The organism is Novosphingobium capsulatum NBRC 12533 (genome assembly GCF_001598375.1).
Lineage (GTDB): Bacteria > Pseudomonadota > Alphaproteobacteria > Sphingomonadales > Sphingomonadaceae > Novosphingobium > Novosphingobium capsulatum.
Genome location: NZ_BCYV01000028.1, coordinates 1 through 23,474, shown reverse-complemented (window position 1 = coordinate 23,474; position 23,474 = coordinate 1). Strand labels below are relative to the sequence as shown.

The following is a 23,474-nucleotide window of genomic DNA, read 5'->3' as shown; positions in this document are numbered from 1 at the left end:
GGCCCGATCCGGGCCGCCTGCCAAAATCGGCTCCCCCACGTCCCGCGCAGCGGCGCCGGCTCTGCCGGCGTCCCTGACCGGCTGGACGCGGCTTGCCGGTGTCGTGGCCCTGCCATCGCGGTGATGGCGGACTGTCTGTGCGGAGGACACCATGCCCCATTCATCTGCTGCCGATGCTGCCGCGTTCCCGGGCGATCCGGCCGACGCGTTCGGCGCGGCCGAAACGAGCGCCTTTGCGGCGGCCTTTATCGAGCAGGACGCGCTGGCCCAGCTCTCGATCCACCACGAGCCCGAAGCGCGCGACATGCCCGATCCCACGGTCGTGCACGCCGCACTCGACCTGGTCATGACCACGCTGTTCGATTGCCTGCGCGACACCCGCCTCGAGGCCTTTGCCGCCGACCTGGCCTGGGGTTTCGTCAACAGCTTCCATAGGACAGCGGAGCGGGCCGCCCGGCGCGAGGACGACGCCGCGCGCAAGCTCGGCGAACTGGCCCGCGGCTTCGATCCGTCCGAAGCCCATGCCGTCGAACTCGAAGAAACCCAGCGCATCTGTCGCACCCTGATGGACTGCCGTGCCGCGCTCGAAGCGATGCGCGACCATGCCGGTGCCATCTATCGCCTGGAAACCGGGCAGCCGTTTTCGACCGCGCGCGGCTCGCGGGTCTCCTCGGGATTCACGGCCAGCCAGATCGATGCTCGCGATTTCCTCGCCGCGCGCGCGGCGGCGCGGCGCGAGGCGCTGGCACCGAGCGGGCCGGTGGTGATCGTCTCGGGCGGGACGGCCTGGCACGACCATCGCCTGATCTGGGATGCTCTCGACGCGGTCCATGCCCGGGTGCCGGCGCTGGTCCTGGCGACCACGGCGCAGCAGCGCGGCTGCGACCAGATCGCCCATGCCTGGGCTGCCGCGCGCGGCGTGACGACCGTGCGCTTTGCGCTCGACCGCGCGCTGGGCAAGCGCGCCGGCTTCGTGCGCAACGAGCAGTTGCTGGCGCTGCGCCCGGTCCATGCGATCGTCGGCGAAGGGTCGGGGCTCCAGGCCAACCTCCTGCAGCGCCTGCGCGCTGCACGCGTGCCGCACCAGGCCCTGGCGCTCGCCGCGCAGCGTCCGCTGCGCTGAGGCGCGGCGCATGACCGGTGGCCCTCGCGCGCCGCTGCCGGGCGCGCTGAACGGGCGGCCGTGATAGTCGCCTTGCCCGGGCGAGGGGTGACAAAGATGCCGGGGGCGTTTTTGTCACTCCGCTCCGGTGCCGGCACTGCGCCAGGATTGGGCTCATCCGGAAGGGCTGCGCCGCGGCTCTTCTGCTCGCGATGGAGCCCGACCATGAACCCCATTCCGTCCCCGGTTTACCCGCGCTACTTGCGCACGCCCGATGCCGCCGTCCACCTCGGACTGTCGCCGCGCACGCTCGAAAAGCATCGCTGCTTCGGCACCGGCCCGGTCTATCACAAGCTCGGCGGGCGGATTGTCTACGCACTTGCCGACCTCGACGCCTGGGCCGGCCAGGGACAGCGCCGCTCGACCCGCGATCCCGGGCGTGGCGTGGTCCATCCCGCGCGGCGCCAGCCCGGCACCGGGCCGGTGCGCCGGTGAGCGCGCGGCCTTCTGCGGCGCTGCGTGCTGCACCTGTCGGGCGCATGCCGTCGCGCGAACAGCTCGACCTGTTCGTACCGCTGCGTGGGTCGATCGCGCCGCGCGATGCCCAGGACCTCATGGTCTGGCCGTTCTTCAGCCTCGCCAAGAGCCGCCGCACCCGCCCGATCGATTTTCGCATGGGCGACGTCGCGATCCTCGTCGAAGCCACCCACGAGCATGGCATGGCCACGATCTGGGACGCCGACGTGCTGATCTGGATAGCGAGCCAGATCGTCGAGGCGCGCGATGCCGGGCTGCCGACATCGCGGCTGATCGCGGCGCGGCCCCACGACATCCTTACGTTCACGCGCCGCGGCACCGGCAAGGCCAGCTACGAACGCCTCAAGGCCGCGCTCGATCGCCTGCAGTCGACCACCATTGCCACGACCATCCGCCAGCCCGAGCGCGGCCGTCGCCACCGCTTTTCCTGGATCAACGAGTGGCGCGAATGCAGCGACGGGCGCGGCCGCGCCTGCGGCATCGAACTGGTCGTGCCCGACTGGTTCTACCAGGGCGTGATCCAGGCGCAGTGGGTGCTGACGATCGATCGCGCCTATTTCGGGCTGACCGGCGGGCTCGAGCGCTGGCTCTACCGCCTGGTGCGCAAGCATGGCGGGCGCCAGCCCGGCGGCTGGACTTTCGATCTGCCCCATCTCCACTTGCGCTCGGGGCTGCTCTGGCCGCGCAAGCGCTTTGCCTTCGCGCTGCGCGATATCGTCCAGCGCCAGGCCTTGCCGGGCTACACGCTCACGCTGTTTGCTGAGCATGGCCGGCACTGGCTGCGCTTCGTGCGCCTTCCCGAAAACCGCTACGACCGGGCGCTGCGCCGGGTCGGCTTTGCTCCTGTGGATAAGTCATGATGCAGCTCGGACCATCAGGAACCCCATGGGTCGGACGATCGGGAACCGCTTTCCCGGACGATCGGGAACCGAACCAGGGCGATAGTCTCCTCGATTCAGAGGGTTGTGCCGCGCTTAACCGACCTAACCAGGAATCCTGCGGATTCCTGCTAACGCCGGCAAGCCGTGGACAATCCGGAGCGGAAAGCGAGCTTGCCGACCGGGCCGCGCACGCTGGCGGGATGGCCAGCAAGGCTGCACCTGCTGGCGCGGGCGATGATCCCCTGACGCACGTCACGCTGTCCTGGCCGCAGGGCCAGCGCAGCCACTGGCTGCGTTTCGGCAAGCCGGTCGCCACCTGCTGCTGCGCCGGCGGGCGCCGCATCGAGAGCTACGCGCCGGGCCAGGTCTTTGCCCTGGTGCGCTGGGCCGGACATGACCATGGCACGGCGCTGTCGCACCTCGCCATCGTCCGCGCCATGCCGCGCGGTGCTCCAGTGGCGCGCCTTGCCGCAGTCGATCCGGGTGGCGAAATCCTCCTGTCCGTGCAGGGCTGGCGCCGCGTCGCTCGCGTCTTTGCCGTGATCGCGGCGATCGAGGCGCTGGGGCTCGCGCCGCAAGAGGTCGTGCCCGATCACTGGCGGCAAATCCACGACCGTCTCGCCGGCCGTGCGGTGACGCGGATCGCCGATACCTTGTGCCAGGCGGCCCGGCGCGCACCGCGGGAGATACAGCCATGAACGGGCGCGCCTTGCTCGCGATGGAACTGGCCGTGGCCGCGCTGGTCGTGCCCGTCCTGCTGCCCGTGCGGCCGCGCCTGGTCTGGAATGCCTCGCCCAGTGTTCCGACCGGACTCTACTGGATCGCGCCGGCCGCGCGGCTGGCGCCAGGCCAGCGGCTCGCCGTGCGCATGCCGGAGCCCTGGGCCGCGCTGATGGCCCGGCGCGGCTATCTGCCGGCGGGAGTAGCGCTGATCAAGCCGCTGGCCGCCGAAGCCGGTACGCGGGTCTGCCGCTTTGGCCAACGCGTCACCTTGGCCGGGCGCCTCGTCGCGGTGGCCCGCCTGCGGGATCGCGCCGGGCGCACTCTGCCGGTCTGGTCGGGTTGTATTCGCCTCGCACCCGATCAGTTGTTCCTGCTCGCCCCGGCGCGTGCCGACAGCGTCGACAGCCGCTATTTCGGGGTCGTGCCCCGCCGCGCCGTGCTCGGCGTGGCCCACCCGGTCTGGACCGACGAGCGCGGCACGGGCCATCGCGTGTGGTTTGCGGCGCGCCGGCCGCTGCTGCGTTCGTCTGCCCTGCCGAGGCTGCGGTCATGATCGGGGGGGACCTGATTTTGCGGATACCTGGTGGCCTGGCCCGCCGTTGCCACAGACCCGGGCGCTGTCTCCTGCTGCCGGTTCCGCGCCGCGGCGAGGATGACCGCGGTCGCGGCGGCACCCGCCATCCGGTCTGTCCAGCCCGCAGCGCGCTGCCGCATGGGCTGCAGTTGCATGGCTGCCGCGCAGGGCGTGGCCTGCTCCGGCCTCGCGCCGTGGGGCGAGGGAGCACGCGCGGCGCCGTGTGGCGGCTGGCATGGCTTCCGGCGCTGCTGGTCGCCATGGGCCTGCCATGGTCGTCCGCGCCGGCTTTCGCGAAGCCTCCATCGCGTCTCGTCGCGCCAGAAGCGGCCGGTCAATCGCCGTGGGCGCCGCTTGTCGCCGAAGCAGCCGCGCGGTTTGGCGTGCCCGAGGCTTGGCTGGCGGCGGTCCTCGCGGCCGAAAGCGGTGGCGATCCCGCCGCCGTGTCGCCAGCCGGGGCAATGGGCTTGATGCAACTCATGCCGGCGACCTGGCGTGCGCTGTCCGGCACTTATGGGTTGGGCGAGGATCCTTTCGCACCACGCGCCAATATTCTCGCCGGTGCGGCCTATCTGCGCGCCTTGCACGATCGCTACGGCAGTCCTGGGTTTCTGGCGGCCTACAATGCCGGGCCAGGCCGCTACGAAGCCTATCGCCGCGGTCTGCGTCCCCTGCCGGCCGAGACCCTGCGCTACGTGGCCCGGCTTGCCACCCGGCTCGCCTTGCCGGGCGATCTCGCCACCACGCCACCGGCGGCGGAGGAGACGCTTGCGGCGGTGCCGGATTGGCGGGCCGCCTCGCTGTTTGCCTCGCCCCGACAGACCGGCAGAGCGGATCAGCCAACCCCGGGCGTCACCCCGGATGCGCTTCCGGCGGGCCTGCGCGACAGCCTCTATCCAAACGCAACAGGCAGCCAGCCATGATCGCGCTGCCCAACGCCAGCGCCATGGCGGCATGGCCAGAGGGCTGCGATGCTGCGCATCGAGCCGCAATTTGTGATACACACCTCACGCACGCGTGCATGCCGGTTTTCCGCCGTTTTGCGCGACTGCGCCGCGCTTGCGCGGGCGCGCCGTGTTGCCGCGATGGCGCAAATCGGGGCGATGGCGAGAGTGCGATGCGCAGTCTGCCCGAGGCGGCGCGATGAGGCCGGTGCAGCATACCGTGCGCGTGCCGGTAACGCTCGACAAGGCGCTGCGGACCCTGGCCCAGCGCGAGGGCATCAGCGTCTATGCCCTGGTGCAGCGCTGCGTGACGGCGGGCATGGCGACGCTTGCCGATCCAGCGGCACGAGGCATCTCGGGGCCGGATATGCTCCTGGAGCTGGCCTCGGTCGGCACCCGGCTGACCGAGGTCGAGCGGATGCTCGACCGGGTGCTGTTCACCGCCTGCGCTGCCTATGGCTATGCGCGTGCGGCCGCCCTGGGGCTGGCCGAGAGCGATGACGTGATCACCGCGCAGATCCACGCCGCCTACCAGCGCCAGCGGCGGCTGGCCCGGGAGGAAGGGCCATGACCGCTGCGCCCGATCGCCGCATCCATGCCGATGCCCTGCACAGGCAGCAGCAGGCGCGCAGCCTGGCGCGCGGCAAGCGACAGGCCATCGCCCTGGCGGTGGCGGTTGCGCTTGGTGGGATCGCCTTGCCCTGCGTCGGGGCTGGGCGGGATGCGATGGTCGCCGCCGAAACCTATCACTGGGCGGCATTCAAGCTGCGAGTGGTCTCCGCCTGGGCCAGCGATACCGGGATCGACGTCCATCGCGGCCGGGCGATCGACAAGGACCGCTCGGCGCGCGCCATCATCGCCCACCCCTATTTCCAGCGCTGCGCGCGGCAGGTCCGGACCTGGGCGGCAGGGGGCAGCGCGCTCGGTTTTGCAGGCTGGCTCGGGCTCTTGCTGGCGCAGCGCAGCGTGATGGCGCGCCGCCGTCGCCGCCTTCTGGCCGACCGCTGGATGGCCGGAACCGTGCTGGCCAGTGAACGTCAGCTGGCCCAGCGCATGGGGGAGGAGGCCGGGCCCTCGCCGTTGTCGATCGGCACGGTGCCGATCCCGGCGCGGCTGGAAACCCGCCATCTGGCCATGATCGGCACCACCGGGTCGGGCAAGACCACCGCCCTGCGCCAGCTGCTCGACGGGATCGAAGCGCGCGGCCAGGCGGCGCTGGTCTATGATACCAGCGGGGAGTTCATCGCCCATTACTACCGGCCCGAGCGAGGCGACATCATTCTCAATCCGTTCGATGCGCGGTGCGCATTCTGGTCACCTTTCGCCGAGATCGCTCACCCGGCCGACGCCGACCGCATTGCCCATCAGCTCATTACCGAGACCGGCCAGCACGACAGCGATGTCTGGCTCGACACCAGCCGGATCCTGGTTGCCAACATGCTCCGCGCGCTGTGGCGCGAGAAGGCCTGCACCCTGGCCGATCTGCGGCATGCGCTGCAGACCCGCACCAAGGACGACCTCAAAGCATGGCTCGCCTCCAGTTCATCGGCGCGAACTTTTGCCGACGATGCGGATCGGGCGACAGGCAGCGTGCTGTTCATGCTCGCCAAGGCCGCCGATCTTATCCAGTTCCTGCGCGTCGAGGACAGCGGCGCGGCGCCTTTTGCCTTTCGCGACTTCATCCACGGCCTCGACCAGCGCGAGGGCGCCCGTCCCTGGATTTTCGTGCCCCGCAAGGAGGACTATTTCGAAGCCGCCAAGCCGCTGCTGGCCTGCTGGCTGGACTGTGCGGCCAGCGCGGTGCTGGGCCTGCCGCCAGCGCCCGAGCGGCGCATCTGGTTCGTGCTCGACGAGCTCGCCGATCTGCCCCGCGTCGACAACCTGGCGCGGCTTCTGCCCGAGGGCCGCAAGTTCGGCGCGGCGGTGATCCTGACCTTCCAGGCGCTGGGGCAGATGCAGCATCGCTATGGCGCGCAGCTCGCCGAATCTATCCTGGGGTGCTGCAATACCAAGCTGTTCCTGCAGACCATCGACGGGAAAACCCAGCAATGGGCCAGTCGCGCGATCGGCGATTGCGAGGTCGAGATCCAGACCATGACCGATGCCCTGGCCGAGGGGGACGAAGGACCCCGCACGACCTTGGGCCGGACGCGCAAGATCCGGCCGGCGGTCATCGCAAGCGAATTGCGCCTGCCCAAGTTCGAAGGCTTTCTGCTGTTCCCCGATGGCCTGCCGGTGGCCCGGATCAAGCTGACAGCCGATCATGTCGTCCGGCGTGGGCCGGCGCGTGCGCCTGGCTTTGTCCCTGGCGATCCGCGGCACACGCTGTGGGAGAAAGCCGCCGCCGCGATGCCATCGCCGTCGCCGGTTGCGGCGTCGCCACCGGAGTCCGATCCTCCGCCCGCGGCAGCGCCACGGCAGGGATCCAGGCGTCCGGTCGCCCGGGGGGCTTTACCCACAGACCAGGGCCCGGTGTGATGGTCGCGTCCGTCTCCGCCCTGACCAGCTCCGCCCAGGCCGCCAGCTACTACGAGGCCGACGACTACTACGCCGAAGGTGGCCTTTCGCCCTCGCAGTGGCAGGGCCGGGGCGCGGCGACGCTGGGCCTGGCCGGCGAGGTCGACCGCGCGCAGTTCCGCGCCCTGCTCGAGGGTGAGATCGCCGGGCAGCAGCTGGGCACCATGCGTGGCGGCCAGCGCGAGCATCGCCCTGGCTGGGATGTCACCCTGAGTGCGCCCAAGTCGGTATCGATCATGGCCGAAGTTGCCGGTGACCGGCGCTTGATCGCCGCGCATGGGGCGGCCGTGCAGGTTGCCATGGCCCATGTCGAGCAGCATATGGCCGCGACCCGCATCCGCGAGGGTGGGCAGGTCGCTCGGGAAATGACCGCCAATCTGGTCATCGCCAGTTTCCAGCATCATACCAGCCGGGCCCAGGACCCGCAGTTGCACACCCACAACATCGTGATGAACGCGACGCAGGACGCAGACGGATCGTGGCGCAGCCTCGAGCCGCGCGCGATCTATCAGCTGCAGAAGCAGGTCGGCGCCATCTATCGCCAGCAACTGGCGGTGAACGTGCGCGCGCTGGGCTACGACATCGCGGTGGGCCGGGATTCCAGCTTCGAAATCAAAGGCGTTGCCGGCGCGGTCATCGCTGCCTTCAGCACCCGCAGCGCCGAGATCGAGGCCAGGCTGGAGGAACGCGGCACGTCGCGCGTCGCGGCCAGCGCCGCCGAGAAGCAGATGGCGACCCTGGACACGCGCGCTGCCAAAGTGGCTGGCGACCACGCGGGCCTGGTCGGCGCCTGGCGCGAGACGGCGGACAAGGCCGGGTTTGGCCCGGCGACGCGACTGGCGCTGATCGCGCAGGCTGAGGCCAGGGCGGCCAGTCCGGCGCACCAGGCGGACTTGGCGATACAGGCGACCATGGCGGATCGCGCCGTTGCCCAGGCTGCCGCCAAGCTGGGCGAACGACAATCGGTGTTCTCTGCCGCGGCCCTGCAGGAAGAGGCGGGGCGGATCGGGCTGGGCAGGGTCGGTTATGCCGAGATCGCGCAGGCCGTGACGGCGGCGACCGGCGCGGGCGAGCTGATCGACCGGGCCTTTGTCGATCGCCGCGGCGCCGCGTTCCCTGGCTTCACGACCCGCGAGAATGTCGCGATCGAGACGAGGATGCTCGAGGCCGAGGCGCGTGGGCGAGGGGGGATGGCGCCGATCGCTTCACCGCTAGCGGCGGCCAAGGCGGTGGCCAGCGCTGCGGTGCGCGCCGAGCGGGCCGGCTTTGCCTGGAATGTCGAGCAACGCGCCGCAACGCAGCAGCTGCTGACCAGCACCAACCGCATCTCGGCTATGCAGGGCTATGCCGGCACGGCCAAGACGACCACTGTCCTGGCCACCTTTGCCCGCGAGGCGCAAGGCCATGGAATAGCGGTCATTGCGCTGGCACCGACGGCATCGGCGGCCATGGTCCTGGGGGAAGCGCTCGGCACCCGCAGCGAAACGGTCGCGCGGCATCTGCTCTCCCCGCAACGGGCCGATCCAGGTCAGCCGGCAGCCTGGATCGTCGATGAAGCATCCCTGCTTTCGGCACGTGATACGGCGCGCCTGTTCGAACTGGCAGAGCAGGAGCATGCCCGCGTGGTTCTGGTCGGTGACGTGCAACAGCTGGGATCGGTCGAAGCCGGAGCAGCCTTTGCCCAGTTGCAGGGGGCAGGGATGGAGACGGCCAGGCTCAGCGAGATCGTCCGGCAGACCAACGCCGCAACGATGGCGGCGGTTGTCGCGTCGATTGCTGGCGATGCCAGGGCAGCGCTTGCCGCGTTGGACCGTGGCGGCGGCCGGATTGTCGAAAGTGCTGACCGGGCCGAGCGCTTTGCCGCCATCGCTGCGCACTATGCCGGGCTCGACAAGGCGACGCAGGCGCGCACTTTGGTAATCGAGCCGTCCCGGGAGGGGCGCGATGCGCTCACTGCCGATATCCGGGACGCCTTGGCCAGGTCAGGGGCGCTGACCGGGCCGACTGTGACCATGCAGAGCCTGGTCAACAAGGGGCTGACCCGCGTCGAAGCGCGTGACCCCTTGGCCTATGATCCGGGAGATGTCGTGCGCTTCACGCGCGACTATGCCGACAAGGGCATTGTGCGCGGTGAAGCGTATCGGGTCGCAGCGATAGATCCGGAGAGGGCGGCCATTACGCTGCAATCGACCGATGGCCGGGACGTGGATTGGCGCTTGCGGCAATGGGGGGCCGGGAATAGCCAGGCGTTCGCGCCGCAGAAGCTGGACTTGCAGGTCGGCGATCGCATCCAGTTCACCCGCAATGACCGCGAGACCGGGCGGACCAATGGTGGGCGCGCCGAAGTGATCGCGGTGGACGCGTCCGCCCGCAGCGCAACGGTCCGGACGGCCCAGGGCAGGAGCGAGACGCTGAGCCTGGACGCGCCGCGCGACCAGCATATCCGGCATGCCTATGTCGAGACTGCCTTTGCGGCCCAGGGACGCACCGCCGACCATGTCCTGATCCATGCCGACAGCAAGGCGACCAATCTCGTCGATCAGAAGAGCTTCTATGTGGGAATTTCGCGGGCCAGGTCGACGGTGGCGGTCTTTACCAACGATCGCGACCGCCTGGTTGCGGCGATCAGCGAGAGGGCTGGACAGGTGCAGACGGCGGTGGCGCAGGTTGGTAGCGCGATACCGGCGCCAATTGCGGTCAAGACACTTGGCGCTGGATTGGGTTGAATGACAATGAAAGCGGACGATCCGGAAAGGCAGCTTATGGACCGCGTAACCGGATTGGCGGCCATTTAGACGAGGCGGCCCAACGGTGGCTGCCGACCAGCGCCGGTCATCCAACCCCGCATGATTGGAGTCTGTTGAGGCCAAAACCTGCCATTGCAACATTGCAAAGCATTTGTGGGCGACCGCTGAAAATAGCTCAGCTAGATCCTCACGTGCCTCGCGTCGCGACTTCCTCATATTTGCTGAGTGCCTTTTTTGGCCACCTTCTGGGGCTCAGTCGCCAAGTCACTGCCTGGATCCACAAACACGTTGTGTGAGAGATTGCCAACCACTCGTGATGCAGTGCAATAGGGGCCATGCGGATCGCCATCGTCGATGAAAGCGCCTCTCGCGCCGCCGTCATCGGCGAGGGCCTTGCCGCGCTCGACGATTGCGAGCTGTTCGTTGTTACCGAACGGCGTGGCCTGGTGGCTCGCATCGCGCATATCGATCCCGACATTGTGCTGATGGACTTGGGCAATCCCTCGCGCGACGTGCTCGAGGAATACTTTGCGGTGAGCCGCGCGCTGGCCCGCCCCATCGCAATGTTCGTGGACGAAAGCGACGACGAGGCGATCGCCGCCTCGATCGACGCGGGCGTTTCGTCCTACGTAGTCGACGGCCTTGCCCCGCATCGCATCCGTCCGATTCTTGACTTGGCGGTCCGCCGCTTCAACGCTTTTTCGCGGTTGCAAGCGGACCTTGCCGAAGCCAAGGGCCAGTTGGCCGAGCGCGCGGCGATCGACACGGCCAAGCGCATTCTGATGAACAACCGCGGCCTGACCGAACCGCAGGCTTATGCCGAACTGCGCAAGACCGCGATGAACCAGGGCCGGCGGATCGCGGAGATCGCCGAAGCGGTGGTCACCGCGCACAAGCTGATGGGAGGCACATGATGGAAAGCCAGCAATGTCCAGCGAACTGACCATCGGGTTCCTGCCGCTGGTCGATGCGTGCCTGCCGATCCTTGCCCGCGAGCATGGCTTTGCCGAAGCGGAAGGGCTGTCGCTGCGGCTGGTGCGGGACATGAGCTGGGCGACCGTTCTCGACCGCCTGCTCTATGGCCATAGCGATGCCGCGCACATGGTCGCCCCGCTGGCCATCGCCACGACGCTCGGGCGGGGGCGCCCCGCTCAGCCGCTGGCGGTGCCGTTCGTGCTCGGCCTTAACGGCAACGCGCTGACCATGCGGCCTGACCTTGCCCGCCGCCTGACAGCGCCCGGCCAGCTCGCCGATCCGGTTAAAGCTGGCGCCGCGCTGCGACTGGTGGCGCAAGAGCGCATCGCGGCGGGTGACCGCTTGCGCTTCGGCGTCGTGCACCGCCATTCGACACACAACCACATGCTGCGCTACTGGCTGGCAGCCAGCGGCATCCGCCCTGACCACGACGTCGAGATAACCACTGTGGCACCGCCCTTCTGTGCTGATGCGCTGGATGCCGGCGAAGTCGATGCGATCTGCGTGGGTGAACCCTGGAACAGCGTGGCTGTCGAACGCGGCGCGGGCGAGATCGTCATGGTCACCGCGCAGATCTGGCGGCGCGGGGTCGAGAAAGTCCTGACGATGAAGGAGCGGCTGGTCGACCAACGCCGCGACGATGTCGAGGCGCTGGTCCGCGCGCTGATCCGTGCCGCGCGCCATTTCGTCGATCCGGCCAACTGGGACGCCAACGCCGCGATTCTGGCCCGGCCGGAATACCTCGACGGCAGCGCCGCACTGATCCACCGCGCGATTTCGGACCAGCTGATGCTGGCAAAGGGAGGCGCGATCGTGCCCTTCCCCGATTTCATGTTCCAGTATCGCGAGGCGGCAAACTTTCCGTGGGTCAGCCAGGCCGAGTGGCTCTACACCCAGATGGTACGCTGGGAACACGGCGCGATCGTGCCCGAAGAAGCGCGCAAGGCGGCCCGCGTGTTCCGCCCCGATGTCTACCGTAGCGCGCTGGTCGGCAGCGCCGAACCGCTGCCGGGGGCAAGTTCCAAGGTCGAAGGAAGCCTTGCCGGGACCACCGTCGTCGGCACGCAGCAGGGGCGTATGACACTGGAAAGCAACCGTTTCTTCGATGGCGGGGTATTCGATCCGGCCGATCTTGCAGGGTACCTTGCCACCCTGCCGTAAGATCGATTTCATGCTGCGTCGCAAAAAGCGCTTTACCTCGCAGGGGCGAATCGCTTAGCCTTGGGCTGCACGATGGCCGTGTCCCGACGAGGGGGCGCACCGCAGGCCAGGCGCGCACAGCATCAACAACGCGTGGCAACGTCGCCGCCCGATCTGGCCCTTCCGGCCAAGTCGAGGCGGCTTTTTTGTGTTGCGCGTCGGCAGGAGCCAACCCGGCGTGGGCAGCAAGGAGCGATCAGCGCAGCAGCAGCGAGGCGACCAGCGCGGCCGCCAGCAGCGCGCTGGTGCCCTTCCAGAACAGCGCCGGATCGCGTTCGATCAGCGGCCGGCGACGGGCGGCGGCAAGGCCCAGCGCGCCGCCGCTTTCGAGCGCGCGGAGCAGTTCCACCACATCGCCAAAGCGGTCCTCGCGCCGGGGCGCGATGGCGGTCAGGATCGCGGCATCGAGCCAGCTCGGGATTTCCGGGCGATGGCGCGAAGGCGCCGGCGCGATGCCAAAGCGTGGGCGCTGGAACGCCTCCTGCTCGCCATAGGGCCACTTGCCGGTGAACCAGCGGTAGAGCGTGACGCCCAGCGCGAACTGGTCGGTCAGCGCATCGCCCGCGTTGCCGTCGAACTGTTCGGGCGCCATGAAACCCGGCGTTCCCGGAATCTCGTCGGGATGGAAATCCTCGACACGCGGCAGCCGCGCGACGCCAAGGTCGATCAGCTTCACGCCGCCCTCACCGGTCAGCATGACGTTGTCGGGCTTCACGTCGCGGTGGACGACTTCGAGCTTGTGCAGCGCGGCAAGCCCGCGCACCAGCCCGATCGCCGCCTGCCGCGCCTCTTCGAGCGGCGGATTTCCGCGCTCCAGCCGCGCATCCATGCTCTCGCCTGCCAGCAGCGGCAGCACGGAATAGAGCCCGCTCTGCCGTTCGGGCCGCACCGGGCGCGCCGCGAGCACGAAGGGACTAGCCACCCGGCGCGAAAGCAGCAATTCGCGAGCGAAGGCCAGCCGCAGCGCATGGTCGGACAGGATCTCGCGGCGGGGGAACTTGAGCACCACCCGCTCGCCTTCCTCCTCGTCCGTGGCGACAAGCAGCACGGCGTGGCGGCCTTCGCTCAAGGCCCGCTCGATGCGGAATCCGTCGATGGTCTCGCCAACGCCCGCCGGCGGGACGAAAGGCAGCCCGGAGACTTCGGCGAGGATGCCGTCGTGATCGGGCGCGGGCAGGCGCACCACGTCGAGTACCAGCGCGGTTGCATTGTCGCGGCCACCGGCGGCGAGCGCCGCTTCGACCAACCGCTGCGCCGTTGCCTCGGCACTCGCATCCTCACCGATAATCGCGGCGAGGCGGGCTGCCGAAAGCACCGCGTGCACGCCGTCGGTGGTGAGCAGCAGCCGGTCGCGTTCGGCAAGTTCCAGCGTGCAGTGATCGAGCCGCAGATCGGCCTCGAGCCCCAGCGCGCGGATCAGCACGTGGTTGAGGTCGGGCTCGGGGCGGACGTGATCGGTGGTGAGGCAGGTCAGCCGGCCCCCGGCAAAGCGCCAGGCGCGGCTGTCACCAACATGCGCCACATGCACCTGGCGCCCGCGAAGGGTCATGGCGGTGAACGTGGTGCCGCTGTTGGCCATGCTCTCGCCCCGGCCCTGTGCGTGCAGCCAACGGTTATAGGCGCCCATTGCCTGCCCGATGGCGCGGGCCGGCCCCAGCGTTTCGGGCAGCGCGTAGAAGCCTTCGACCAGCGCGCGCACCGCAAGTTCTGCTGCGGCGCGGCCCTGCTTCCCGCCACTTACCCCATCGGCCACCACGGCAACGATGCCGTGGCGGGCACGCTCGGTCGCGGTGCCCAGATGCACGCCGCCAAAGTCCTGGTTGTCGTCACGCGGCCCGGTCGCACTGAAAAATCCAGCTGCAACAACCAGTTCTCCACCGTTCCGCATGTTCGCTTCAGCCCCTTGCGCCCGAGCACGTCGCCCGCCCGCGTGAGGATCGTTCCAATCCACCACCCGTCAAGTGCAGAGAGGACCACCTATGGCCACGGTTGCCATGCCATCCGCTAAGCCCGCGCCGCAGGGCGCCACAACCAGCTTCTGGAAATCCGGCCACAGCCCCACGCTGCTCGCCGCGTTCCTTTATTTCGACATGGCCTTCATGGTCTGGGTCCTGCTCGGCCCGCTGGCGCCGATCATCTCGAAGGAGCTGGGGCTGGACCCGGCGCAGAAGGGCATGATGGTCGCCATCCCGACGCTTGCGGGCGCGGTCATTCGCCTGATCAACGGTGTGCTGGTCGATCGTATCGGTCCCAAGCTGACCGGCACGATCAGCCAGATCGTGGTCATCGCCGGACTGTTCGTGGCCTGGCACTTCGGCATCTCCAGCTATCTGGGCACACTCGCGCTTGGCGTGATCCTCGGCTTTGCCGGGGCCAGCTTTGCCGTGTCGTTGCCGCTCGCCAGCCGGTGGTATCCGCCCGAACATCAAGGCAAGGCCATGGGCATTGCCGGCATGGGCAATTCCGGCACCGTGTTCGCCTCACTGTTCGCCGCGCTGCTGGCCAAGGCCTATGGCTGGACCAATGTCTTCGGCTTTGCGCTGATCCCGCTGATCGCGGTTTTCGCCTTTTACCTGATCGCCGCCAAGGACAGCCCCGACCAGCCCGCGCCCAAGCCGCTTTCGGCTTACGCCTCGGTGCTCAGGGAGGCAGACGCCTGGTGGTTCATGCTGTTCTACTTCGTGACGTTCGGCGGCTTCGTCGGTCTGTCGAGCTCGCTGCCCACGTTCTATGCCGACAGCTTCGGCGTCACCCCGGTGATCGCCGGCTACTGCACCGCCGCCGCCGTCTTCATGGGCTCGCTGCTGCGCCCCATGGGCGGCGCGCTGGCCGACCGCTTCGGCGGCATCCGCACGCTCACCGCGGTCTACGTGGCCGCCGCCGTGCTGCTCGGCGTGATTGCCATGGTCGCGACCAGCGGCCTTGCTATCGCGGTCGTGCTGTTCGTCGCTGTGATGGGCACGCTGGGCGTGGGCAACGGCGCCGTGTTCCAGCTGGTGCCGCAGCGCTTCCGCAAGGAGATCGGCGTGATGACTGGCCTCGTTGGCTTCGGCGGCGGCCTTGGCGGGTTCTACCTCGCAAGCTCACTGGGCGCGATCAAGAAGGCCACCGGCAGCGCTTCGCTCGGCTTCATGATCTTCGCTGCACTGGCGATCGTCGCGCTGGCAGGGCTTACCGCGGTCAAGAGCCGCTGGCGGACCACTTGGGGTGCCGCCCTTTCGGGCGCCCGCATCTGACCTGAGCTGCCGGGTGACCGGGGCGGCACGCTACCGCCCTGGCCCCACAACATGAGGGAATTTCCAACCATGAAGACCATGCTTCTCGGCGCCGCTGCACTGGGAGCGCCGCTTGCCCTCGCGCAGCCCGCGCTTGCCGCGCCCAAGGCTTTCGGATATCCGGTGCCGGTTACCGACACGCTGACCTTCGATCCCATGCTGGATGCACGCCTGCGCTGGGAAAACGTCGACACGCCGACCAAGGACGCCGATGCCGTCACATTGCGCCTGCGCAGCGGCTTCGAACTGAAGCACGCGCCCTCGCATCTTTCCGTGCTTGCCGAAGCGGAAAGCACGCTGGAAATCGACAACCACTTCAACGGCCTGGCGTTCGTTCCCGGCAAGGCGCGTCCGGACTACGCCGTCGTGCCCGATGCGGCCAACGTCGAACTCAACCGCTTGCAGATCCAGTACCGTACCAGGCAGCTGGGGCTGACGGTCGGCCGCCAGCGCATCAACCTTGACGATCAGCGCTGGGTTGGCGGGGTGGCCTGGCGCCAGAACGAGCAGACCTTCGACGCCGTGCGCGGCGAAGCCACGATCGGCCCGGTCATGGCCGACGTGACCTATGCCAACAGCCAGCGCACGATTTACGGCCTCGATGCTGGCCCGCGTACAGCCTATGACGGGAACTTCTGGTTCCTTCAGGCGGGCGTGAAGCAGGGTCCGGTGACGATCAAGGCTTTCTCATACCTGCTCGATTACGATACCAAGGAGCAGGTCGGGCCACTGGCCATTACGCTGGCCGACACCCAGACTTATGGCGTGCGCGCCACCGCCGCACTGCCGCTGGGCAAGAAAGCCAAGCTGAACCTGATCGGCAGTTATGCCCACCAGCAGGGGTGGAAGGATAACCCGGCCAAGTACGGCGCCGATTACGTGAACGCCGAAGCCGAGCTTACCGCCTATGACTTCACCGCCACGGGTGGCTATGAAAAGCTCGGTTCCGACAAAGGGATCGCGCTGCAAACGCCGATGGCCACGCTGCACAAGTTCAACGGCTGGGCCGACCTGTTCCTGACGACCCCGAAGTCCGGCCTCGAAGATGTTTACGTCGGGCTCGCCAGGGCGTTTCCAAAGCTGCACGGGCTGAATGCCAACGTTACTTGGCACGATTTCCATTCGGACGTCGGCCATGTAAAGTTCGGCGAGGAATGGGACGCCAGCGTGGGCTTCAAGGTGCGCAAAGTGGCGCTGCTTGCCAAGTATGCCGATTACAAGGCCAAGGGCTTTGGTGTCGATACCACCAAGTTCTGGCTTGAGGCGGACTACGCTTTCTAAGCGCGGTTTCTGCGCGTTGCATGGGGCGGAACGCGGTTCGTCCAGGGGCCGCTTTCTGCTTTCCATTGCTGCAGTGCAAAAATGTTGCTTGCGCTCAACGCCCCGAATCGGTTAGCCTTTGCTTCGAAGGTACCAGCGCCACCCAATGAAGGGTGATAGAGCGCCACCTGAACCATCACCATTGCGTGGCACCGTCGCCGCCCAGACCTCCCTTCACCGGGATGCGTTCGGGCGGCTTTTTCGTGTTCACGCATCTGCCAGAGGGAAATCCCGTGAACACCCCGACGACAGTGCTAGACAAGCAAGCCCCTGCAACCGTCCCGGTTCGCGAACGGCTTGCGGTGATCGGCAACGGCATGGCCGGATGCCGCGCCGTGGAGGAAATCCTCGCCCGCGATCCAGACCGCTTCGATGTGACCATCTTCGGTGCCGAACCGCGGGTGAACTACAACCGCATCATGCTTTCGCCCGTACTGGCGGGCGAAAAGGCGTTCGAAGACATCGTCATCAACGGTCCCGAATGGTACGCCGACAACGCCATCACGCTGGTTTCGGGCGATCCGGTGGTTTCAATCGACCGCGACACCCGCACCCTGGCCACCCGTTCAGGGCGGATCGAGCCTTACGACCGCCTGCTCATCGCCACCGGTTCCGACCCGTTCATCATCCCGGTGCCCGGCCATGATCTGGATGGCGTGGTCACCTTCCGCGATCTGGACGATGTGGGCCGGATGCTGGCCGCAGCGGACAAGGGCGGTTCGGCCGTGGTGATCGGGGGCGGGCTGCTCGGGCTTGAAGCCGCGCACGGGCTTGCCTTGCGCGGCATGAAGGTCACCGTCGTCCACATCATGCCCACGCTGATGGAGCGCCAGCTCGACGAAGCGGCGGGCTTCCTGCTAAAAAGCGAACTGGAACGGCGCGGCCAGGCCATCGTCACCGGCGGCGACACTGCCGAGATCACCGGCGCCAACGGCCATGTCACCGGCGTGAAGCTGAAGGACGGGCGCGAATTCCCGGCCGACATCGTCGTGATGGCGGTGGGCATCCGCCCCGCGACCGGGCTTGCCAGGGCGGCGGGCCTTGCCGTCGAGCGCGGCATCGTTGTCGACGATCACATGGTGACGAGCGACCCTGCCATCATGGCGGTGGGCGAATGTGTCCAGCACCGGGGCCAGTGCTACGGCCTGGTCGCCCCGCTGTGGGACATGTGCCGCGCCTTGGCCCATAATGCTTGCAGGGATGAGGGAGCTTGCGAGCAGCCCACCGGCTACACCGGCTCGGTCACGTCCACCAAGCTGAAGGTATCGGGCATCGACCTGTTCAGCGCCGGCGACTTTTCCGGCGCAGACGGTGCCGAGGACATCGTCATGCGCGATGCCGCGCGCGGGATCTACAAGCGCGTGGTGGTGCGCGACAACCGCCTGGTGGGCGCGGTGCTCTATGGCGATACCGCCGACGGATCGTGGTACTTCGACCTGCTGAAGAAGGGCGAGGACATCTCCCCCATCCGCGAAGCGCTGATCTTCGGACAGGCCTTTGCCAGCGGAGGGCCATCGCTGGACCCTAATGCCGCCGTTGCCGCCCTTTCGGACGATGCCGAAATCTGTGGTTGCAACGGCGTTTCCAAGGGCCAGGTCGTCGCCTCGATCAAGGGCGGGGCCTGCAGCCTTGATGCGGTGCGCTCCACCTGCAAGGCATCTGCCAGCTGCGGTTCGTGCACTGGCTTCGTCGAAAGCCTGCTCGCGATCACGCTGGGCGACGAAGTCCAGTCGGGGCCGAAGACGCTGTGCAAATGCACCAGCTTCGGCCACGATGACGTGCGGCGCCTGATCTTGGAAAAGAACCTTAAGGCGATCCCGCAGGTGATGCAGGAACTGCACTGGAGGACGCCCGATGGCTGCGCTTCTTGCCGTCCGGCGCTCAACTACTACCTGCTCTGCGCCTGGCCGGGTGTCTACGAAGATGATCAGAAGAGCCGCTTCGTGAACGAGAGGATGCACGCCAACATCCAGAAGGATGGCACCTATTCGGTGGTCCCGCGCATGTGGGGCGGCCTGACCAACCCCAAGGAACTACGCGCCATCGCCGATGTGGTCGAGAAGTACAACGCGCCGATGGTCAAGGTGACTGGCGGCCAGCGGCTCGACATCTTCGGCATCAAGAAGGAAGACCTGCCCGCAGTCTGGGCCGATCTCAATGCCGCCGGGATGGTTTCGGGCCACGCCTATGGCAAATCCTTGCGCACCGTGAAGACCTGCGTCGGGTCGGAATGGTGCCGCTTCGGAACGCAGGATTCGACTGGGCTGGGCGTCAAGCTGGAACGCATGACCTGGGGTTCGTGGATGCCCCACAAGTTCAAGATCGCGGTCAGCGGCTGCCCGCGCAACTGCGCCGAAGCGACGATCAAGGACTTCGGCGTGGTCTGCGTCGATTCAGGCTACGAACTGCATGTCGGCGGCAATGGCGGGATCAAGGTGCGGGCCACCGACCTGCTGTGCAAGGTCGCGACCGAGGCCGAGGCGATGGACGTGTGCGCCGCCTTCATCCAGCTTTATCGCGAACAGGCGCATTACCTTGAACGCACCGCGCCGTGGATCGAACGGGTCGGGCTGGATCACGTCAAGGCCGGCCTGTTCGACGATCCCGACCGCGTGACCCAGCTCGCCGCGCGGTTCCGCCATTCGCAGCTGTTCTGCCAGGAAGATCCCTGGGCCGAACGCGCCGCGGGCGCCCATTCCGAACTTCACCAGCACCTTGCCGAGGTGCGCCCCCTTCAGATGGAGCAAGCATGATGTTCGGCGATTGGCTCGATATCGGCCCGGTGGACCAGATCGCCCCGGGCACCGCGCGCACCCTGCCGGTGGTCGGCGGCGAAGAGATCGCGGTATTTCGCACCCAGAACGGCGAATTTCACGCGCTGATCAACAAGTGCCCGCACAAGCAGGGGCCGCTGTCGCAGGGCATCGTCCACGGCGGTATGGTCACCTGCCCGCTGCACAACTGGAACATCTCGCTGAAAACCGGCGAGGCGCAGGGGGAGGATAAGGGGTGCGTCCCCGTCATACCGCTCAAGGTCGATGCCGAGCGCATCTACCTGCTGCGCGCCGCCGTACTGGGCCAGCGCGCAGCGTGAGCGAAATTCGCACCACCTGCGCCTATTGCGGCGTCGGCTGCGGCATCCGCGCCGAAGTCACGGGGCCCCGGACGGTGACGATCCGGGGCGACGAGGCGCACCCCGCCAACTTCGGCCGGCTCTGTTCCAAGGGCACCCACCTGGGCGAGACGGTCGGCCTCGAAGGCCGCCTGCTCTCGCCGATGATCGGCAACCAGCGCACGGACTGGGACAGCGCGCTGAATCTCGTCGCCGACCGGATGCGCGCGACCATGGCTGCGCACGGGCCGGACAGCGTGGCCTTCTATGTCTCGGGCCAGTTGCTGACCGAGGACTATTACGCCGCAAACAAGCTCATCAAGGGCTTCGTCGGCACCGCCAACATCGACACCAACAGCCGCCTGTGCATGGCGAGCGCGGTCGCCGCGCATAACCGCAGCTTCGGCGAAGACCTTGTTCCGTGCTCGTACACCGATCTTGAAGAGGCCGATCTCGTCCTGCTCGTCGGCTCGAACACCGCCTGGTGCCATCCGGTGATCTGGCAGCGGATCGAAGCCGCGCGCGAGGCGCGGGGCACGAAGATCGTCGTGATCGACCCGCGCCGCACCGAAACCGCCGAGCAGGCCGACATGCACGTAGCCATTGCACCCGATGGCGATACCACCCTGTTCAACGCCCTGCTCCACGCGCTTTGCGAACGCGGGCTGGCCAAGGTGGAGGCGTGGGACGGCCTTGCCTGCGATCCGGGCATTCCCGCCCGGCAATTCGCCGCGCTGGTCGACCTCGTCGCCGCAAGCCCGCGCATGGTCACGCTGTTCAGCATGGGGGCGAACCAGTCGACCGGCGGCACCGACAAGGGCAATGCGATCATCAACCTGCACCTTGCCACCGGGCGCATCGGCCAGCCCGGCGCGGGGCCGTTCAGCATGACGGGCCAGCCCAACGCGATGGGCGGGCGCGAAGTTGGCGGGCTTGCCAACACGCTTGCCTGCCACCTCGGCTTTTCCGAGGCAGAGCGTGCCGATGTCGCCGCCTTCTGGAACACGGACCGGCTCTGCCCCGGTCCCGGCCTGAAAGCGGTGGACCTGTTCCGCGCGATTGACCAAGGCCGCGTCCGATTCCTGTGGGTGATGGCGACCAACCCTGCCGTATCGATGCCCGATGCGGCTTTCGTGCGGGCCGCGCTGGCCAAGTGCGAAACGCTCGTCGTTTCCGACGTGATCGCCGATACCGACACCGCCCGCCTGGCCCACGTCCGCCTGCCCGCGCTTGGCTGGGGCGAAAAGGATGGCACGGTCACCAACTCCGAACGCCGCATCAGCCGCCAGCGCGCCCTGTTCGCACCGCCGGGCATGGCGCGGGCCGACTGGGCGATCATCGCCGCCGTGGCCCGCAGGCTTGGCCACGGTGGGGCCTTCGCCTGGAACAGCAGCGCCGATGTGTTCCGCGAATATGCGGCGATGACCGCGCTGGCCGCCCGACACGGCAAGGTGCTCGACCTGACGACGCACGCCGCGCTGTCGGACGAGGCCTACGACGCGCTTGCGCCGTTCCAGTGGGGTGGCCGGCAGGCGCTGGCGCCCGAACAGAAGATCGTTCCGGTCCGCCCGGCGCAGATGCACTTCGATCCGGCCTTCCCGCTGCGGCTCAACACAGGGCGCTATCGCGATCAGTGGCACACGATGACCCGCACCGGGCTGAGCCCCAAGCTGTCGCAGCATCGCCGCGAGCCGCTGCTGGAAGTCCACCCCGAAGACGCAGCCGCAGCTGGCCTGGCCGAAGGCGCTCTGGCGCGCGTGCGCACCCCGCAAGGCAGCGCAGTTTTCCGCGTCGCGTTCGATCCGGGCCAGCGCCATGGCGAAATCTTCGTGCCGATGCACTGGAGCGATGCGATGGCGGGCGATGGGCGCAGCAACTGGCTCGTGGCACCGAACGTCGATCCGGTGTCGGGCCAGCCCGGCTTCAAGAACGGCGCGGCGCTGATCGAACCGGTCGCAGTCGATTGGCGCGCCTTTCTGGTTTCGGCCGAAGCGGTGCGCCCCAAGGGCATTCCCTACTGGGTCGCTTCGCGCCTGCCGCAGGGCTGGCTGATGGAACTGGCCGGCGAGGGCAGCGTAAATGTCGACGCGCTGCTTGGCGAAGGCGAGCGGATCGAAGTGGCCGACACCGCGCGCGGGATGCGCCGCATCGTTGTGCTGGCAGGGGACGGCACAGTTGCCGCTGCGCTCTATGTCACACGCAGCGGCACGCTGCCGGCGCGCGACTGGATCGCCGCGCAAGTCGGCCTTGGGCAAGCGGCCCCGGCCGAACTCCTCGCCGCTCGCCCCGCCTCGCCCGCGCCCGATCCCGGCCCGATCGTCTGCGTCTGCCACGGAATTGGTGCGCGCAATATCGAGACGGCAGCGCGCGGTGGCGCGTGCACGGTCGCTGCCATCGGCGCGGCAACGGCAGCGGGCACCAATTGCGGTTCATGCCGCCCGGCGATCGCCCGGCTGCTCGAAACGATCACCCCATCATCCGAGGAGAAGGCGGCATGAACGACGATTTCCCGCAAGGCAGCGTATGGCTGGTCGGCGCAGGACCGGGCGATCCCGAACTGCTCACCCGCAAGGCCGAGCGCCTGATCGCCCGCGCCGATACGATCTTCCACGATGCGCTGGTCGGCGAAGGTGTGCTCGCGCTCGCCCCGCCCACCGCGCGGCTGATCCATGTCGGCAAGCGCTCCGGCCGCCACTCGAAGGACCAGACCACCATCGACCGCCTGATCGCCGAAGCGGCGCTGCGCGGCGAGCGTGTCGTCCGGCTGAAAGGCGGCGACCCGGCAATCTTCGGCCGGGCGACCGAGGAACTAGACGCGTGCCGCGCGGCGGGCATTGCCGTCTCCATCTGCCCAGGCATTACCGCCGCGAGCGCCGCAGCAGCCTCGCTCGGCGCATCGCTCACCTTGCGCGGATTGGCCCGGAAACTGACTTTCGTCACGGCCCACGCTCGCGCCGGAGAAACGCTCAATCTCGATTGGAGCTCGCTGGCAGACCCGCAGGCGACTGTGGCGATCTACATGGGCAAGGCAGCTGCGAGCGCGGTCTCGCACGGGCTGATCGGCGCTGGCCTGCCGAGCGATACGCCGGTCGCCCTCGTGGAAAACGCCAGCCTGCCGAACGAGCAACGTTTCCATACCCGGCTCGACCTTCTGCCACTGGCCGCGCGGACGGCGCTACGTGACGGACCAGCGCTGCTGCTCATCGGCCAAGCGCTCAAGCGAACATCGTGGTGCGCTGGTGCGGCACGAAGGACACTCGAAGCATGAAAAGAGTTCTCGGGTGGTTAATTCAGCATCTCGATGCTGACACGTGCCCCCGGTGTGGTGCGCCCGTCGCGAGAAAATGTGGGAAGGTTTGTCCAGGCTGTTCTTGGAAACTTTCGGAAAATCCTCGAAGGCGAGCTTTGTAACTTGGCACCTGATTTTTCACGATGCCTCGGCCCAGGCCATTAACGAGCGCCGGTGTCTGTAATCTTGGGAGTAGGAGGAAGGCGTTTCGGAACGCATCGGATGACCGGTTTCGGTTTATCCGGACGTTCGAAGTCTCGCTGCCACATGGCCGCTTT

General features: G+C 67.9%; 19 protein-coding genes. 17 read left to right on the top strand and 2 right to left on the bottom strand.

The genetic code is table 11. The features are described from left to right. The first annotated feature begins 151 nt into the window (after positions 1-151). The 7 genes from SCA01S_RS19740 (at position 152) to SCA01S_RS19710 (ending at position 5,332) form a co-directional block, all read left to right on the top strand. Positions 152-1,123 carry a DUF2493 domain-containing protein gene (locus SCA01S_RS19740; protein ID WP_062788407.1) on the top strand — a complete coding sequence of 324 codons (972 nt, stop codon included), beginning with the start codon at positions 152-154 and terminating at the stop codon, positions 1,121-1,123. Between the two features lie 204 nt (positions 1,124-1,327). Continuing rightward, a complete protein-coding gene (locus tag SCA01S_RS19735; protein WP_062788405.1) occupies positions 1,328-1,597 on the top strand; it encodes a helix-turn-helix transcriptional regulator in 270 nt (89 codons plus the stop codon). 44 nt (positions 1,598-1,641) lie between these two features. Continuing rightward, entirely contained in the window at positions 1,642-2,499 is an 858-nt protein-coding gene (locus SCA01S_RS19730; RefSeq protein WP_062788403.1) for a replication initiator protein A, read from the top strand. 221 nt (positions 2,500-2,720) lie between these two features. Next, positions 2,721-3,218, top strand: coding sequence for a DUF2840 domain-containing protein (locus tag SCA01S_RS19725; protein WP_245652823.1), 498 nt, complete (start codon positions 2,721-2,723; stop codon positions 3,216-3,218). Then, a complete protein-coding gene (locus SCA01S_RS19720) occupies positions 3,215-3,796 on the top strand; it encodes a S26 family signal peptidase (protein ID WP_062788401.1) in 582 nt (193 codons plus the stop codon). The genes SCA01S_RS19725 and SCA01S_RS19720 overlap by 4 nt, the downstream gene beginning before the upstream one ends. A 242-nt stretch (positions 3,797-4,038) precedes the next feature. Beyond that, a complete protein-coding gene (locus SCA01S_RS19715) occupies positions 4,039-4,740 on the top strand; it encodes a lytic transglycosylase domain-containing protein (RefSeq protein WP_245652821.1) in 702 nt (233 codons plus the stop codon). Positions 4,741-4,960: 220 nt separating this feature from the next. Then, positions 4,961-5,332, top strand: coding sequence for a hypothetical protein (locus SCA01S_RS19710; RefSeq protein WP_062788399.1), 372 nt, complete (start codon positions 4,961-4,963; stop codon positions 5,330-5,332). Here SCA01S_RS19710 and SCA01S_RS22895 read toward each other — a convergent pair. Beyond that, the gene (locus tag SCA01S_RS22895; RefSeq protein WP_245652811.1) at positions 5,290-5,511 is read right to left on the bottom strand and encodes a hypothetical protein; all 222 of its coding nucleotides are present in this window, start codon (positions 5,509-5,511) and stop codon (positions 5,290-5,292) included. The two genes, SCA01S_RS19710 and SCA01S_RS22895, sit on opposite strands and share 43 nt — an antisense overlap. Between SCA01S_RS22895 and SCA01S_RS19705 the strand changes: the two genes are divergently transcribed. From SCA01S_RS19705 to SCA01S_RS19690, 4 genes are all read left to right on the top strand, one after another. After that, on the top strand, positions 5,488-7,239 hold the full coding sequence (locus SCA01S_RS19705) for a type IV secretion system DNA-binding domain-containing protein (RefSeq protein ID WP_245652809.1): 1,752 nt from the start codon (positions 5,488-5,490) through the stop codon (positions 7,237-7,239). The two genes, SCA01S_RS22895 and SCA01S_RS19705, sit on opposite strands and share 24 nt — an antisense overlap. After that, the gene (gene mobF / locus SCA01S_RS19700) at positions 7,239-10,004 is read left to right on the top strand and encodes a MobF family relaxase (protein WP_062788397.1); all 2,766 of its coding nucleotides are present in this window, start codon (positions 7,239-7,241) and stop codon (positions 10,002-10,004) included. The genes SCA01S_RS19705 and mobF overlap by 1 nt, the downstream gene beginning before the upstream one ends. Before the next feature lie 356 nt (positions 10,005-10,360). Continuing rightward, on the top strand, positions 10,361-10,939 hold the full coding sequence (locus SCA01S_RS19695) for an ANTAR domain-containing response regulator (RefSeq protein WP_062788395.1): 579 nt from the start codon (positions 10,361-10,363) through the stop codon (positions 10,937-10,939). Positions 10,940-10,952: 13 nt separating this feature from the next. Next, positions 10,953-12,161 carry an ABC transporter substrate-binding protein gene (locus SCA01S_RS19690; protein WP_062788393.1) on the top strand — a complete coding sequence of 403 codons (1,209 nt, stop codon included), beginning with the start codon at positions 10,953-10,955 and terminating at the stop codon, positions 12,159-12,161. A 235-nt stretch (positions 12,162-12,396) separates the two neighbouring features. On the opposite strand, the gene SCA01S_RS19685 is transcribed toward SCA01S_RS19690, so the two are convergent. Next, entirely contained in the window at positions 12,397-14,088 is a 1,692-nt protein-coding gene (locus tag SCA01S_RS19685; protein ID WP_062788391.1) for a bifunctional protein-serine/threonine kinase/phosphatase, read from the bottom strand. Positions 14,089-14,179: 91 nt separating this feature from the next. On the opposite strand from SCA01S_RS19685, the gene SCA01S_RS19680 reads away from it, so the two are divergent. From SCA01S_RS19680 to cobA, 6 genes are all read left to right on the top strand, one after another. After that, positions 14,180-15,436, top strand: a complete 1,257-nt coding sequence (locus SCA01S_RS19680; RefSeq protein WP_062788389.1) for a nitrate/nitrite transporter — start codon at positions 14,180-14,182, stop codon at positions 15,434-15,436. Between the two features lie 69 nt (positions 15,437-15,505). Continuing rightward, positions 15,506-16,756: an alginate export family protein gene (locus tag SCA01S_RS19675; protein WP_062788387.1), complete on the top strand. Its 1,251-nt coding sequence runs from the start codon at positions 15,506-15,508 to the stop codon at positions 16,754-16,756. A gap of 221 nt (positions 16,757-16,977) precedes the next feature. Then, positions 16,978-19,548 carry a nitrite reductase large subunit NirB gene (gene nirB, locus SCA01S_RS19670; RefSeq protein ID WP_084391145.1) on the top strand — a complete coding sequence of 857 codons (2,571 nt, stop codon included), beginning with the start codon at positions 16,978-16,980 and terminating at the stop codon, positions 19,546-19,548. Further along, entirely contained in the window at positions 19,548-19,889 is a 342-nt protein-coding gene (gene nirD, locus SCA01S_RS19665) for a nitrite reductase small subunit NirD (RefSeq protein ID WP_028658358.1), read from the top strand. The genes nirB and nirD overlap by 1 nt, the downstream gene beginning before the upstream one ends. Beyond that, positions 19,886-22,405, top strand: coding sequence for a nitrate reductase (locus SCA01S_RS19660; RefSeq protein WP_062788385.1), 2,520 nt, complete (start codon positions 19,886-19,888; stop codon positions 22,403-22,405). Before nirD ends, SCA01S_RS19660 begins: the two co-directional genes overlap by 4 nt. Continuing rightward, positions 22,402-23,175: a uroporphyrinogen-III C-methyltransferase gene (cobA, locus tag SCA01S_RS19655; protein ID WP_062788383.1), complete on the top strand. Its 774-nt coding sequence runs from the start codon at positions 22,402-22,404 to the stop codon at positions 23,173-23,175. Before SCA01S_RS19660 ends, cobA begins: the two co-directional genes overlap by 4 nt. Positions 23,176-23,474: the final 299 nt, after the last annotated feature.

Bases quoted from the DNA above. Each gene is read 5' to 3' on its own strand.
- SCA01S_RS19740 (WP_062788407.1), top strand. From the start codon at position 152: ATGCCCCATTCATCTGCTGCCGATGCTGCCGCGTTCCCGGGCGATCCG.
- SCA01S_RS19735 (WP_062788405.1), top strand. From the start codon at position 1,328: ATGAACCCCATTCCGTCCCCGGTTTACCCGCGCTACTTGCGCACGCCC.
- SCA01S_RS19730 (WP_062788403.1), top strand. From the start codon at position 1,642: ATGCCGTCGCGCGAACAGCTCGACCTGTTCGTACCGCTGCGTGGGTCG.
- SCA01S_RS19725 (WP_245652823.1), top strand. From the start codon at position 2,721: ATGGCCAGCAAGGCTGCACCTGCTGGCGCGGGCGATGATCCCCTGACG.
- SCA01S_RS19720 (WP_062788401.1), top strand. From the start codon at position 3,215: ATGAACGGGCGCGCCTTGCTCGCGATGGAACTGGCCGTGGCCGCGCTG.
- SCA01S_RS19710 (WP_062788399.1), top strand. From the start codon at position 4,961: ATGAGGCCGGTGCAGCATACCGTGCGCGTGCCGGTAACGCTCGACAAG.
- SCA01S_RS19705 (WP_245652809.1), top strand. From the start codon at position 5,488: ATGGTCGCCGCCGAAACCTATCACTGGGCGGCATTCAAGCTGCGAGTG.
- mobF (WP_062788397.1), top strand. From the start codon at position 7,239: ATGGTCGCGTCCGTCTCCGCCCTGACCAGCTCCGCCCAGGCCGCCAGC.
- SCA01S_RS19695 (WP_062788395.1), top strand. From the start codon at position 10,361: ATGCGGATCGCCATCGTCGATGAAAGCGCCTCTCGCGCCGCCGTCATC.
- SCA01S_RS19690 (WP_062788393.1), top strand. From the start codon at position 10,953: ATGTCCAGCGAACTGACCATCGGGTTCCTGCCGCTGGTCGATGCGTGC.
- SCA01S_RS19685 (WP_062788391.1), bottom strand. From the start codon at position 14,088: ATGCGGAACGGTGGAGAACTGGTTGTTGCAGCTGGATTTTTCAGTGCG.
- SCA01S_RS19680 (WP_062788389.1), top strand. From the start codon at position 14,180: ATGGCCACGGTTGCCATGCCATCCGCTAAGCCCGCGCCGCAGGGCGCC.
- SCA01S_RS19675 (WP_062788387.1), top strand. From the start codon at position 15,506: ATGAAGACCATGCTTCTCGGCGCCGCTGCACTGGGAGCGCCGCTTGCC.
- nirB (WP_084391145.1), top strand. From the start codon at position 16,978: ATGCGTTCGGGCGGCTTTTTCGTGTTCACGCATCTGCCAGAGGGAAAT.
- nirD (WP_028658358.1), top strand. From the start codon at position 19,548: ATGTTCGGCGATTGGCTCGATATCGGCCCGGTGGACCAGATCGCCCCG.
- cobA (WP_062788383.1), top strand. From the start codon at position 22,402: ATGAACGACGATTTCCCGCAAGGCAGCGTATGGCTGGTCGGCGCAGGA.